General features: G+C 39.5%; 14 protein-coding genes and 1 other annotated feature (1 of these 15 running past the window's edge). Of the genes, 1 reads left to right on the top strand and 13 read right to left on the bottom strand.

Going from position 1 to position 13,719, the window contains the following annotated elements; genetic code table 11:
• Positions 1–99: 99 nt before the first annotated feature.
• The 4 genes from dapA to gyrA all read right to left on the bottom strand — a co-directional run bounded on the left by dapA (position 100) and on the right by gyrA (position 5,789).
• Positions 100–1,035 carry a 4-hydroxy-tetrahydrodipicolinate synthase gene (gene dapA, locus ACVC7R_RS00875; RefSeq protein ID WP_447263105.1) on the bottom strand — a complete coding sequence of 312 codons (936 nt, stop codon included), beginning with the start codon at positions 1,033–1,035 and terminating at the stop codon, positions 100–102.
• Positions 1,036–1,342: 307 nt separating this feature from the next.
• Entirely contained in the window at positions 1,343–2,419 is a 1,077-nt protein-coding gene (locus tag ACVC7R_RS00870; RefSeq protein ID WP_447263104.1) for an aspartate-semialdehyde dehydrogenase, read from the bottom strand.
• A gap of 155 nt (positions 2,420–2,574) precedes the next feature.
• Complete coding sequence (locus tag ACVC7R_RS00865; RefSeq protein WP_447263103.1) at positions 2,575–3,321, bottom strand: class A sortase; 747 nt, start codon at positions 3,319–3,321, stop codon at positions 2,575–2,577.
• The gene (gyrA, locus tag ACVC7R_RS00860; protein WP_447263102.1) at positions 3,321–5,789 is read right to left on the bottom strand and encodes a DNA gyrase subunit A; all 2,469 of its coding nucleotides are present in this window, start codon (positions 5,787–5,789) and stop codon (positions 3,321–3,323) included. Before gyrA ends, ACVC7R_RS00865 begins: the two co-directional genes overlap by 1 nt.
• A gap of 193 nt (positions 5,790–5,982) precedes the next feature.
• On the opposite strand from gyrA, the gene ACVC7R_RS00855 reads away from it, so the two are divergent.
• A complete protein-coding gene (locus ACVC7R_RS00855) occupies positions 5,983–6,969 on the top strand; it encodes an L-lactate dehydrogenase (RefSeq protein WP_004253416.1) in 987 nt (328 codons plus the stop codon).
• 65 nt (positions 6,970–7,034) lie between these two features.
• Here the strand turns inward: ACVC7R_RS00855 and sdbB are convergent, their stop codons facing one another.
• From sdbB to rplU, 9 genes are all read right to left on the bottom strand, one after another.
• Positions 7,035–7,598: a thiol-disulfide oxidoreductase-associated lipoprotein SdbB gene (gene sdbB / locus ACVC7R_RS00850; RefSeq protein WP_447263101.1), complete on the bottom strand. Its 564-nt coding sequence runs from the start codon at positions 7,596–7,598 to the stop codon at positions 7,035–7,037.
• A gap of 12 nt (positions 7,599–7,610) precedes the next feature.
• Positions 7,611–8,318: a thiol-disulfide oxidoreductase-associated membrane protein CcdA2 gene (ccdA2, locus tag ACVC7R_RS00845; RefSeq protein ID WP_447263100.1), complete on the bottom strand. Its 708-nt coding sequence runs from the start codon at positions 8,316–8,318 to the stop codon at positions 7,611–7,613.
• A 126-nt stretch (positions 8,319–8,444) separates the two neighbouring features.
• Entirely contained in the window at positions 8,445–9,305 is an 861-nt protein-coding gene (locus ACVC7R_RS00840) for a methionyl aminopeptidase (protein WP_447263099.1), read from the bottom strand.
• Positions 9,306–9,320: 15 nt separating this feature from the next.
• Complete coding sequence (gene spxR / locus ACVC7R_RS00835) at positions 9,321–10,598, bottom strand: CBS-HotDog domain-containing transcription factor SpxR (RefSeq protein ID WP_447263098.1); 1,278 nt, start codon at positions 10,596–10,598, stop codon at positions 9,321–9,323.
• On the bottom strand, positions 10,591–11,142 hold the full coding sequence (locus ACVC7R_RS00830; protein WP_251935856.1) for a GNAT family N-acetyltransferase: 552 nt from the start codon (positions 11,140–11,142) through the stop codon (positions 10,591–10,593). The genes spxR and ACVC7R_RS00830 overlap by 8 nt, the downstream gene beginning before the upstream one ends.
• A gap of 17 nt (positions 11,143–11,159) precedes the next feature.
• Positions 11,160–12,419: a UDP-N-acetylglucosamine 1-carboxyvinyltransferase gene (locus ACVC7R_RS00825; protein WP_447263097.1), complete on the bottom strand. Its 1,260-nt coding sequence runs from the start codon at positions 12,417–12,419 to the stop codon at positions 11,160–11,162.
• A 271-nt stretch (positions 12,420–12,690) separates the two neighbouring features.
• Entirely contained in the window at positions 12,691–12,984 is a 294-nt protein-coding gene (gene rpmA / locus ACVC7R_RS00820; RefSeq protein ID WP_006154204.1) for a 50S ribosomal protein L27, read from the bottom strand.
• A gap of 16 nt (positions 12,985–13,000) precedes the next feature.
• Positions 13,001–13,345 (bottom strand): ribosomal-processing cysteine protease Prp, encoded by a 345-nt coding sequence (locus ACVC7R_RS00815; protein WP_000613699.1) that lies wholly within the window; start codon positions 13,343–13,345, stop codon positions 13,001–13,003.
• 15 nt (positions 13,346–13,360) lie between these two features.
• Positions 13,361–13,675: a 50S ribosomal protein L21 gene (rplU, locus tag ACVC7R_RS00810; RefSeq protein WP_000109141.1), complete on the bottom strand. Its 315-nt coding sequence runs from the start codon at positions 13,673–13,675 to the stop codon at positions 13,361–13,363.
• Between the two features lie 34 nt (positions 13,676–13,709).
• Positions 13,710–13,719 (bottom strand) — a sequence feature (ribosomal protein L21 leader region) (it continues 77 nt past the right edge of the window).

Raw genomic sequence — 13,719 nt, 5'->3', positions numbered from 1 at the left:
ACTCCTTGTTATCTTATCTTTATATATATATTCGTAAAAAAAGAAAAAAACTTCAAAACAATTTTACTTGTTAGGAAGTTTCTATCTCTGTTTATGATGTTAGTAATCAGGTCGAAGAACTCCAGTGACAGTCGCCTTAGTTGCTTCGTAGTCCCCATCAATAACAACCTTGATAATGCGTTTAGCATCCTCTTCTGGTGTAGGAACCAATGGTAGACGAGTTGGTCCGGCTTCAAATCCCATATAGTTAAGGACTGCCTTAACAGGTGCAGGGCTTGGATATGAGAAGAGAGCATTGACCTTAGGAATAAATTTACGCTGAATAGCTGCTGCTTTCTTCATATCACTCTCTTCAATCGCAGTGAACATGTCATGCATTTCATCACCATTGGTATGAGAAGCAACCGAGATGACTCCGTCAGCACCAAGGTTCATTGCATGGAAAGCATCTCCATCTTCACCAGTGTAAATCAAGAATTCGTCTGGTTTGTGCTCAATCAAATAAGCCATATTTGCAAGGCTAGTACATTCCTTGACACCAATGATATTTGGATGTTCTGCTAGGCGAAGCATGGTCTCTGGCGTCAATTCTACTACTACACGACCCGGAATATTATAGATAATAATTGGCAAGTCAGAAGCGTCTGCAATAGCTTTAAAGTGCTGGTACATACCTTCTTGGGATGGCTTATTATAGTATGGAACAATAGCAAGACCAGCTGCAAAACCGCCAAATTCTGCCACTTCTTTAACAAACTCTATAGAGTCTCGAGTATCATTGGTACCAACACCAGCAATTAAAGGGACACGACCATTGACAACCTTTTGAACAGCTGCAAAAAGCTCCAGTTCCTCATCGTGTGTCAAGGTTGGACTTTCAGCAGTAGTTCCCGCCAAGAGAATTCCATCTGTATGATGATCCAATAAATGTTCAATCAACTTTGGAATGGCATCGAAATTGATAGAACCATCTTCATGAAAAGGAGTAATAAAGGCCGTAATAATTTTACAATCTTTTAAATCTTGATAAGACATCGGAAAACCTTTCTCTATAAGAAAGAGGCTGGGGCATACTTGCCTTTGCCTCCTGTTCTGTAAGTAAAATAAGTAGATTCGCTAAATAGCAACGGCGAAATCAAACTCTTCGAGTTACTGATTTCTGAATCATGGCGCAGTGGTTGATTGCTCAAAGCAATGCTTTGAGGTAGCAGATAAGACTTACGAAGTAAGTGCTTCCTTAAGTTTTAACACGCTATCAAATCCCTAAAAGTATCCTAATCAACTGTGCGGGGGCGAAACTACGAAATCAAACTCTTCGAGTTACTGATTTCTGTTTCGCTCCCTATTTCAATTCAAATTTCAATTCTGATGTTGGGCGTACAAGTCCACGTTCGTGAAGGGTTTCTGCAATTTGGACTGAGTTCCAAGCTGCTCCTTTAAGAAGGTTGTCAGATACTACCCACATATGAATACCTTTTTCAGCATCCAAGTCTTTACGGATACGTCCGACAAAGGTTTCGCGAGAACCAACCGCATTGATAGCTTGTGGATAGATTTGGTGAGCCACATCGTCTTCAAGAACTGCACCCGGAAAGGCAGCAATAGCAGCTTTGACTTCATCGATCGGAGCCACTTCTTTTGTTTCAATATAAACTGACTCAGAGTGAGCTGACAAGACAGGAATACGCACGCAAGTTGCTGAAACGGCCATGCTATCATCTTCCATGATTTTCTTAGTTTCCTTTGTCATCTTCATTTCTTCATAAGTGTAGTCATTATCAGTGAAGACATCAATTTGTGGAAGAGCATTAAAGGCGATTGGATAGTGTTTCTTATCGCCGCCTGATGGCAAGATTTCTGCATGCAAATCACGTGGGTTTACGCCGTCATTCAAGACTTCACGAAGTTCACGTTGGGTTTCAAGGATAGCACCCATACCAGCCCCTGAAACAGCCTGGTAAGTTGAAACAATGATACGGTCCAAGCCCCATTTTTGACGAACTGGTTCAAGAGCCACCATCATTTGGATGGTTGAACAGTTAGGGCAGGCGATGATTCCGTTATGTGCATCAAGCGCATGTGCATTGACCTCAGGTACAACCAAAGGTACATCTGGGTTTTGACGGAAGTAAGATGTATTATCAACCACTACTGCACCTGCTTTAACGGCGTATGGTGCATATTTAGCAGAGGTAGATCCACCAGCTGAGAAAAGTGCGATATCAACGCCTTCAAAAGCATCTTCTGTCGTTTCTTCAATAGTTACATCTTGCCCTTTGAATTGCAAAACTTTTCCTGCCGAACGTGCAGACGCCAAATAGCGAATCTTATCAATTGGAAGAGTAGATTCTTCCAACATTTTGATCATTTGAGCACCAACGGCACCAGTAGCACCGACAACAGCAACTGTGTATCCCATAACAAACCTCTTTCGGAATTTTCTAAAAATTTCTATAATAGAAACATTATACTACTTTTTAAAAAAAATGAAAAGTCTTTACCCTATCTATTTTCTTAAAAATAACAAGAAAAAGGCCCGCTATCACTAGCGAACCATTCTACTTATCTTACTGATTAATATCTTTGTTTATAAGGCTTATTAAAGGCTTCCAAGACATCTGATGGAGAATCTGAATAGGCTTTAACTTCCTTAAAGATACCCTTGACAATAATTCGTTCAGTCTCATTATAGTCAACACAAGTTACTAAGGTAATTTCTCTAACACCCGTCCGGTCTTCAATCTCATCAACCCTATCAGGTGTAACACGCTTAACCTCAGTAATTTCATAGGTATAAACCTTCTCTTTGTCAGTCAGATAAATCTTCATACCTGCTTTAGCATTCACCAAAGGCGAGAAGAGCATCTGACTTGCATTTTCAGCAGTGAAGATATGGTGACTAGCAAGTGAATAATTTCCCTCACCCATTTTTTGATCTGGTTTCATAGTACCTGCTCCATAGAACAGGTTCACATTGTCCAAACCTTTAAAGATTGGCAAGTTGATTTCTACTTCAGGAATTGCAATTCCACCAATAACAGGTAACTGTTGTGCATCCCATTGGGATGATAAAACAGCCTCCGAAGAAATAGCCTTAACGGAATCAAAATCAAAATTTCCTTCCACTTTAAGGTTTTCATCAATATTTTCCTTAGTTACCTGACTAACTTGATATTTGTTAGTATTCCAAACCATAAAGATATTACGAATTTTCGAATTAAAAATCAAAGCTAGAGACAAAAGGATTAGAAATCCAGCCAAAATATTAATCAGCAGATTCTTACGCTTATTTTTTTTATTTTTCGTTCTTTTTTGAGACATTATTCTTCACTTTCTGTTTCGTTTTCTGCCCCAACTTCTTCCTTCTCTGCCGCTGCAACACTTGTAAAGGTTACGATCTTAGCATTTTCATCCAAACGCATAACCTTAACTCCCATAGTTGAACGTCCAGTTTGTGAAATATTGGCAACATTCGTTCGAATCATGACACCCGTATCGGTGATAACCATCAAGTCTTCATCGCCTTTTACTGTGAGAAGGCCTGCAAGTGGACCATTTTTATCAGTAATATTAGCGGTTTTCATACCTTTACCAGCACGACCTTTAGTTGGATATTCAGTGGCAACTGTACGCTTACCGTATCCTTTTTCGGTGATAATAAGGACCTCATCTTTGTCAGTGATTACTCTAGCTCCAACTACAGCATCACCTTCACGAAGATTTACCCCTTTAACACCTGTAGCACTACGACTCATACTGCGAACTGAAGACTGGTTGAAACGAACTGCATAACCTAATTTAGTACCGATGATGATGTCCGTATCGTCTTGAGTAAGAAGAACATTAATCAATTCATCTTCATCTTTCAGATTGATAGCTTTGAGACCATTTTGACGAATGTTGGCAAAATCTTTAACGCTAGTTCTCTTAACGATTCCTGCACGAGTTGTAAAGAAGAGATAGGCATCATCACTACGTTCTGATTCGACATTGATAATAGTCTGAATACTTTCTCCCTCATCTAGTTTCAAGAGGTTAACAACAGGCAATCCTTTAGCTGTACGACCGTATTCAGGAATTTCATATCCCTTCAGTCGGTAGACACGCCCCTTGTTGGTAAAGAAGAGCAAGTGATCATGAGTACTTGTTGAAACCAACTCACAAACAAAATCATCGTCCTTGACTCCTGTCCCTTGAACCCCACGTCCACCACGTTTCTGAGCGGTAAACTCGTCTTGGTCCAAACGTTTGATGTAGCCTTTATTTGATAGAGTGATGAGAACATCAGTTTCTTCAATCAAGTCTTCATCTTCAAGCGTTAAGACTTCACCAACCATCAACTCTGTACGACGTTTATCTCCAAACTTGCGTTTGACTTCATCCAATTCTTCTTTGATGATTTGGGCAACGCGTTCTGGTTTTGCAAGAATATCTGCCAAGTCAGCAATCAAAGCAATAAGGTCATCATACTCAGATTGAATCTTATCACGTTCCAATCCTGTCAAACGACGGAGACGCATGTCTAGGATTGCTTGGCTTTGACGTTCAGATAGCTTGAACTTGCTCATCAATTCTGCTTGAGCTTCTTCGTCAGTCTGGCTTGCACGGATGATACGAATGACTTCATCAATATAATCTAGTGCAATCAAGAGACCTTCTAAGATGTGTGCGCGTGCCTCAGCTTTTTCTTTGTCAAATTGAGTACGACGAGTCACTACTTCTTTTTGGTGCTCAATATAGGCATCTAAGATTTGGCGAAGAGACAGAATCTTTGGCACACCATTTTGGATAGCCAACATATTAAAGCCAAAGCTGGTCTGCATCTGAGTCATCTTGAATAGATTGTTCAAAATAACATTGGCTGATGCATCACGTCTAACTTCAATAACAAAGCGGACACCTTCACGGTTAGATTCGTCACGAACAGCTGTAATTCCTTCAATACGTTTCTCTTGAACTAGACGCACAATATGTTCATGTACTTTAGTTTTGTTGACCATATAAGGGAATTCAGTAACAACGATACGTTCGCGACCCGTTTTAGTTTCCTCGATTTCTGTACGAGAACGAAGGACAATAGAACCTTTACCAGTCTCGTATGCCTTATGAATACCTGATTTCCCCATAACAAGGGCACCAGTTGGGAAATCTGGACCAGGCAGTACTTCCATTAAATCTTTGGTTGTAACTTCTGGGTTATCCATGACCAACTTAACAGCATCAATCGTTTCACCCAAGTTATGTGGTGGGATATTGGTCGCCATACCAACGGCAATACCTGTAGCACCATTAACTAAAAGATTTGGAAAACGAGCTGGCAAAACAACAGGTTCGCGTTCATTGGCATCGTAGTTATCAACGAAATCAACTGTATTTTTATTGATGTCGCGAAGCATTTCAAGAGCAATCTTACTCATACGTGCTTCGGTATAACGCTGAGCGGCAGCACCATCACCGTCCATGGAACCAAAGTTACCATGCCCGTCTACAAGCATGTAGCGATAACTCCACCATTGCGCCATACGAACCATAGCTTCATAGATTGATGAGTCTCCGTGTGGGTGGTATTTACCCATAACATCCCCTGTAATACGGGCAGATTTCTTATGAGGTTTATCAGGGGTAACTCCTAATTCGTTCATTCCGTACAAAATACGACGATGAACAGGTTTCAATCCATCACGAACATCAGGAAGAGCACGCGAGACGATTACACTCATGGCGTAGTCGATAAAGCTGGTCTTCATCTCCTTTGTCAGATTGACATTCACTAGATTTTTATCTTGCATTAAAAAATGCCTCATTTCACTATTAGTAACTAGATATATTATACCATAGTTTAGCCTAAATTTCAGTCTTTGAACACTTAAAACGTTTACTTCAATAACTGGATGGTATATCCGTGACAAAGCTATCTAAAAGTGATAAAATGAAATCAAATAGGGAATTTCCCTTAAAAAAACAAAGGAGATGTTTAGACAAATGACAGCAACTAAACAACACAAAAAAGTTATCCTCGTCGGTGACGGTGCCGTAGGTTCTTCTTACGCTTTTGCCCTCGTTACACAAGGAATTGCACAAGAACTTGGTATCATTGAAATTCCACAATTGTTTGAAAAAGCAGTTGGTGATGCTGAAGACCTTAGCCACGCGCTTGCGTTTACTTCACCTAAGAAAATCTATGCAGCTAAGTATGAAGACTGTGCGGATGCGGACCTTGTAGTTATCACTGCTGGAGCTCCACAAAAACCAGGTGAAACTCGTCTTGATCTAGTAGGTAAAAACCTTGCTATCAACAAATCAATCGTTGAACAAGTTGTTGCATCTGGATTTGACGGTATCTTCCTTGTTGCTGCTAACCCAGTTGACATCTTGACTTACTCAACATGGAAATTCTCAGGTTTCCCTAAAGAACGCGTTATCGGTTCAGGTACTTCACTTGACTCAGCTCGTTTCCGTCAAGCACTTGCTGAAACTATCGGTGTTGATGCACGTTCAGTTCACGCCTACATCATGGGTGAGCACGGTGACTCTGAGTTTGCAGTTTGGTCACACGCTAACGTTGCCGGTGTAAAATTGGAACAATGGTTGCAAGCTAACCGTGATTTGAATGAAGCTGATCTTGTTGAACTCTTCATCTCAGTTCGTGACGCAGCTTACTCAATCATCAACAAAAAGGGTGCAACCTACTACGGTATCGCTGTTGCCCTAGCTCGTATTACAAAAGCAATTCTTGACGATGAAAATGCAGTTCTTCCACTTTCAGTCTTCCAAGAAGGTCAATACGGTGTTGAAAACGTCTTTATCGGTCAACCAGCTATCGTTGGTGCGCACGGTATCGTTCGCCCAGTTAACATCCCATTGAACGACGCTGAAACTCAAAAAATGCAACTTTCTGCTCGTGAATTGCAAGAAATTATTGACGAAGCATGGAAAAACCCAGAATTCCAAGCTGCTTCTAAAAACTAATTTCATTTAATTTTTAAAAAAAAGAAATGTCTAGACAAAACAGTCTAGACATTTTTTATATGACTTTAATCCATTTGAGCAAAAGCTGCTTCTGCATCAGCATTACTGATTGCTCCTATTTGAATCTTGGCGATTTTACCATTTGAATCAATTAGAAATTCTGTTGGAATGCTTCGAATCTGATAGGCTTGGAAGGTAGCTCCTTGCGTATCATACAAGACTGGTATATCCTTGTAACCTTGATCCTGATACCATTTTGGAAATTGTTCTATTGATTTTTCACCTTGTAAACCTGGTGCAATGACAGATAATATTTCAAAACCACGATCTTCTTTGGCAGCAAGATCCATCAATTCTGGCATACTCTTTTTACAAGGTCCGCACCAAGATGCCCAGAATTTAAGATAGACTTTTTTACCTTTAAAGTCAGATAGTTTGACCTCTTTTCCGTCCATTGATTGGAGCGTGAAATCAGGCGCTTCTGCCCCTACAGCTATTTGCTTAACAGTTGCTTGCTGCTGGGGCTGACTTGTTTGATTTTCTTGACTTGATTTTTCCTCTCCCTTGCTACAAGCAATCAGAAGAAATAGGGATAAGACACTAAGTCCAAAATAGATAATTTTTTTCATATGTAACTCCTTTTATCCGAATATTCCAGATAATACATTTAGCTGTCCGAGCATCAGTAAAATTCCCATGAGAATAATCAGTAAACCACCGATTTTCTTCAATAAGACTATGTGAGATTTGATTTTACTAAAGTAGGGCATGATGAGTTCTGAAGTCAATGCCAATAACAAGAATGGTAATGCCATCCCTAAAGTATATACTAGAGTTAATAAAGCTCCCTGGAAAGCTCCATTTCCTCCTGACGCAGCTAGTGCTAATACAGAGCTTAAAACTGGACCAATACAAGGAGTCCAACCAAAGCTGAAGCTTATACCTAGTAAAAAGGCCGATAGATATTTACTAGACTGTTTTTTCTTAAATGTAACGGTTTTTTGAATCTCTAATTTCCGTAGATGAAGGATTTCCATCTGATGCAAGCCTAGTATGATAATCATGACTCCCATCACATAACGGAACCAGTCAGCGTAGAGTAAATTCCCCAGATATCCTGCTCCAAACCCTAGAATAAAAAAGATGAGAGAGATACCAGCAATAAAACAGAGTGTTCGAATCAACCCAGACCATGACACATCTTTTCCAAAAAATCGAAATGTCGTTGACTTTTCCTCATTATCTAACAAGACCCCAGCATAAACCGGTAACAAGGGAAAGATACATGGAGAAAAGAATGACAAAACTCCGGCTAGAAAGACCGAAGAAAAAAATAAAATACTTTCCAAGTAAAAACCTTCTTTCAACTATTCATCATCTATTTTACTATAAAAGAAAACGTTTGTAAGATATCTGCTACGTAAATTTAATTTCAACTTTAAGAAACAAAAAAGGAGCCTAGCTCCTTTTTTTGATTAATAGGTTCCTTCTTCACCTTGACTTGTCAAGATTACAGGACCATCTTTGGTAATAACAAATTGATGCTCGTACTGACATGATAAACCACCATCAATGGTTTTGTGAGCCCAACCTGTTTTCATATCTGTATCGATTTCCCAATCACCTGTGTTAATCATAGGTTCGATGGTTAAAACCATGCCTTCACGAAGGCGAAGACCACGACCTGCGATACCGTAGTTTGGAACCATTGGTTCTTCATGCATGGTTGGACCAACACCGTGCCCTACGAGGTCACGAACAACACCGTATCCACGACTTTCAGCATATTCTTGAATAGCTGCACCGATATCACCGATACGGTTGCCGACAACAGCCTTCTCGATTCCTTTATACATAGCTTCTTTGGTCACGTCCATCAAGTTTTTAACTTCTTCCGATGGTGTTCCTACAGCGTAAGCCCAACAAGAATCAGCTAGACCACCCGTAAAGCTTTGAGTATACTTTTTAACTTGTTTCACATTATTAAAATTCAATTTAGAAACATCAAGATCTGATTTTGCAATTGGTCCACCCAGGACCATATCAACCTTGAGAAGATCACCCTCTTTGAGGATATAATGACGAGGGAAGGCGTGTGCTACTTCGTCATTGAGCGAACAGCAGGTTGCATAGGGATAGTCCATAATGGCCCCATCAACACCAATCTGTAGTGGAAGGAAATTCTCTTCTTTACAACGACGGCGAACATACTCTTCTACTTCCCACATATCTACGCCTGGCTTGATGATTTCACGCAAGCCAATATGTATGCTGGCAAGAAAATCACCGGCCTTATCCATAGCTTCGATTTCTCTAGCTGATTTTAATGTAATCATGTTTACTCCTAGATTCTAATTAATTTTTACAGTTACATTTGCTTTAGATACTATTTGATGATTGAGATAAATATCATAATCGATAATAGCCGATCGTCTCGTATGATGAATAATTCTAGCTTGAATCCGTAGAACATCATCAATCTGAACAGCCTGTAAGAAGTAAATCAACATTTGTTCAATGATGAGGTTACGCCCACTATTCACGACCAAGTCTTGTGTCATATGAGTCAAGATTTCTGAAAGAACACCATTAGCTAGAACACCATTTTTTTCTAACATGAAGGGTTCAACTGTAATAACAACTTCATCGTGATGATAAGACAACTTCTGTCCTATCTGTTCTGAAAAGGTTGGTAGTGTTGAAACCTGAGAACGACTCATTTTCTCCATGACATCACGTCTAGTAATGACACCAAGTAAGGTTTGATTGCTCCGTACTACAGGTACCATTTCAAAATCTTCAGCAATCATTCTCTGGCTCACGTTAGCAATATTTGTTGCTAAACCGGTCATGTAGACAGATCTTGTCATGACCTTATCAATGGTAGTCCCGGGTGATTTATCTCCAGCATCTCGCATGGTTACCACACCCACAACAACCTTGTGTTGATTGATAACAGGAAAGCGACTACTTCTATTCTTACGAACTAAATCTAAATAATCCTTTACAGTATCCGTTTCCTGTAAGAAACCATATTCATGACAAGTACGATAGATTTTTTCAACCGTTAAAATATCTGTCTTGATTTGAACATTTGACAAAGCTCGGTTAATCACGGTTGCAATCGTAAATGTGTCATGTTTACTACGTAACACTGGGATGTTTTTCTTATTAGCAGCAGCCAAAACATCTTTATGAACTTCAAATCCACCGGTTACCAAGACTGCATTTTCATTTTCAAGTGCCAATAATTGGATTCGTGTTCTATCTCCGACAATGAGTAGACCACCATCATGAAGATAAGAAAGAATATTCTTTTCTGTCATCGCTCCGATAGAGAATTTACTAAATTCTCTATCGAGACCAGCCTGACCAGCTAAAACTTCCGAACCAGTGACTTCTGCAATTTCTGCAAAGGTCAGTCTCTCAATAGCAACTTTTTTTGACTTGACACGGATAGTTCCACTTCGAGGACGTGTTTCAACCAATCCTCTATTTTCGGCTTCTTTGATAGCACGATAGGCTGTACCGTCACTCACTCCAAGTCTATTTGAAATACTTCGAACACTGACGCGTTTTCCGACTGGTAATTCTTCTAAATAAGCTAAAATTTCTTGGTGTTTACTCATTTAGCTCTCCTTTTGTATAGCGAAATTCTAGATAATCTCGCATCTTGCGAGTATATCGATCACTACCTTTGAAACGACGATATAGAACAAAGCCTGATTTTTGTGCAACCTTTTGACTAGCACTATTTTCTAGATGCGTCACAATCGAAAGTTGCTTTAATTCAAACTGATTCATAGACAAATCGCGTAATTTAGTCACTGCTTCAGTCATATATCCCTGAGACCAATAGTCTTTCCTTAAAAAATAGCCAATTTCCGCTTCTTTCCGTATTTCATCTAGCTTTTCAAACTTGATAGCTCCAATCATTTTTTGGTCTTTTTGATCACAAATAGCCCAAATCCCTAATGGTGATTTCATAAAGTAGTTAGCAAGAGCATATTGACTTTCCTCAATGCTAGCTTGCGTAGGAAAAATAAATTGGAGATTTTCAGGATCTGATGCTAGTTGATGAAAGTCATCTACATCCGTAAAAAAGAATGGACGGAAATACAAACGTTCCGTCTCATAGAAAGAATACATTGCTAATTTTGTCCAGATATTCATTGTGTTCCTCAAAATGACTAATCTTCGATTAGCTCAATATCTGCTCCAAGGTTACGTAATTTTTCAATAATGTTTGAGTAGCCTCTTAAAATGAACTCTACACTAGTAATCTCTGTTTTACCTTCAGCCATTAATCCGGCAATCACCAAGGCTGCTCCTGCACGTAAGTCAGTCGCTCTTACACTTGCACCGTGTAAAGGATTGCCACCCTTATAGAAAATGTGATCATTGGTTGTCGTAATATCTGCGTTCATTTTAGCTAATTCAAAGACATGATTCACACGTTTTTCATAGATTGTATCAATCAGTGTTCCTCGCCCTTCTGCTTTTAAAAGAAGAGGAGTAATTGGCTGTTGAAGGTCTGTCGCAAATCCAGGATATGGAGCTGTTTTGATATTTACAGCCTTGAGATTTGTTTGTTCTTCAACGTAGATACTATCTTCAGAAACTGTCATATGAACACCCATTTCTTCAAGTTTCGCAATGAAACCTTCTAAATGTTCATAAAGTACATTGTTGATACGAATTCCTTGGCCCACAGCAGCAGCCATTGCAATATAAGTCCCTGCTTCAATACGGTCAGGAATAACTTGGTGTCGAGTTCCATGGAGTGTTTCAACACCATCAATTGTGATTATATCTGTACCTGCACCACGAATATGAGCTCCCATATTGTTTAGCAAAGTAGCTACATCAATGATTTCAGGCTCACGAGCAGCATTTTCAATGACTGTACGTCCTTGGGCTTTTACCGCTGCAAGCATCGTATTAATCGTTGCTCCAACACTTACAGTATCCATGTAGATGTGTGCCCCTTGCAACCTAGAACCATTTGTTGAGAGATTCATATTGTCTCCCTCATAGGTCGTTTTAGCACCCATTGCTTCAAAGGCTTTCAAGTGTAAGTCAATTGGACGAGGGCCCAAATCGCATCCACCAGGTAAACCTACTGTTGCTTCACCGAAACGTCCAAGAAGGCTACCATAAAAATAATAAGATGCACGAAGACTGTTGATTTTCCCGTATGGCATTGGTTTATTTTGAACACCACGAGGGTCAATCTCTAGAACATCGTCATAGCGCTTTACACTAGCACCCATAATTTCCATAATATCAACCAAGCTAGCGACATCAGAGATGTCTGGAACACAGTCCAAAATAACAACATCATCTGATAAAATAATAGCAGGAATCAGGGCTACCACACTATTTTTTGCACCGCTAATGGTAATCTCACCCTTTAATGGACGTCCACCGTTAATGACAATTTTTTTCATTATTTTATATATACTCTTTCACTATTTATTCATAAGGTCTCACCCTATATTATACCATATTTCTTTCTTATTATCTATGATTATAGATTAAATAAGTTTCTTAAAAGGAAATTGATTCTAATAGCTTCCGAAGAATTTTTTTATATTTTCCTTCTCTTGTTTGAATCAAAAAAAGCTTTCCGAAAAATTCGGAAAGCTTTGTTTAGTGCTCTTTTAAGCATCCTCGCCTTTTTATTTCAAGGCTCGGGATAAAAAGGTTCACTGGACCTTTTTATTTAGCGATTGGGTAAACAGAAACTTGTTTCTTATCGCGACCTTTACGTTCGAAACGTACTACGCCTTCAACTTTAGCGAACAAAGTATCGTCTCCACCACGTCCAACGTTTACACCTGGATAGATGTGTGTACCACGTTGACGGTAAAGGATTGATCCACCTGAAACAGTTTGTCCGTCAGCTGCTTTAGCTCCAAGACGTTTAGCTTGTGAATCACGTCCGTTTGATGTAGAACCTCCACCTTTTTTGTGGGCGAAAAGTTGCAAGTTGTTAAGAGTCATTTTTAACATAATGTTTTCCTCCGTGTTAGTTTTCTGTGATAACTCTGGTTTGGACGAACTCAGAAGAGTTCTCCGATAAGTTTGCCATACCTAAGAAAAATGATTCAAAGAATAATTGTGTCATTTCTCTCTGGTGAGAAGGAAGATCTTTTGGAATTTCAACCATCAGATAGCCACCTTCATCTTCGTTTAATTCTAAGATTGGTTCATAGCCTGCAAATTTCTCAATGGAATTGATAAAGTTAATGGCAAGCGTAGAAACCGATGCACACACGACATCTAGGCCGTATTCGCCACTCTCGGCGTGTCCAGTAATCTCCGCACTCCTCAGCTCGCCATCTTCGGCTCTCTCAAAGACTGCTTGTATCATGTGTTCTCCTTAAAATTAAGCGTTGATTGCGTTGATGACAACTTTAGTGTATGGTTGACGGTGACCTTGTTTACGATGGCTACCTTTTTTAGGTTTGTACTTGTAAGTAACAACTTTCTTTTGTTTTCCTTGTTTTTCAACAGTTCCAACTACAGTAGCTCCAGCAACAAGTGGAGTTCCGACAACAGTGTTTTCACCACCAACAAGAACAACTTCGTTAAAAGTAACTTCTTGACCAGCTTCAACGTTCAATTTTTCAACGTAAACTGCTTGACCAACTTCAACTTTAACTTGTTTTCCGCCAGTTTTGATAATTGCGTATGTGCTCATTATGCACCTCCTATGATTTTTTGGGTTTCCCCGAATTTTTGTGA

The sequence above is a fragment of the Streptococcus sp. Z554 genome (assembly GCF_053010305.1).
Note: the sequence above shows the minus strand (reverse complement) of the source record. Positions and strands in the feature narration are given on the sequence as shown.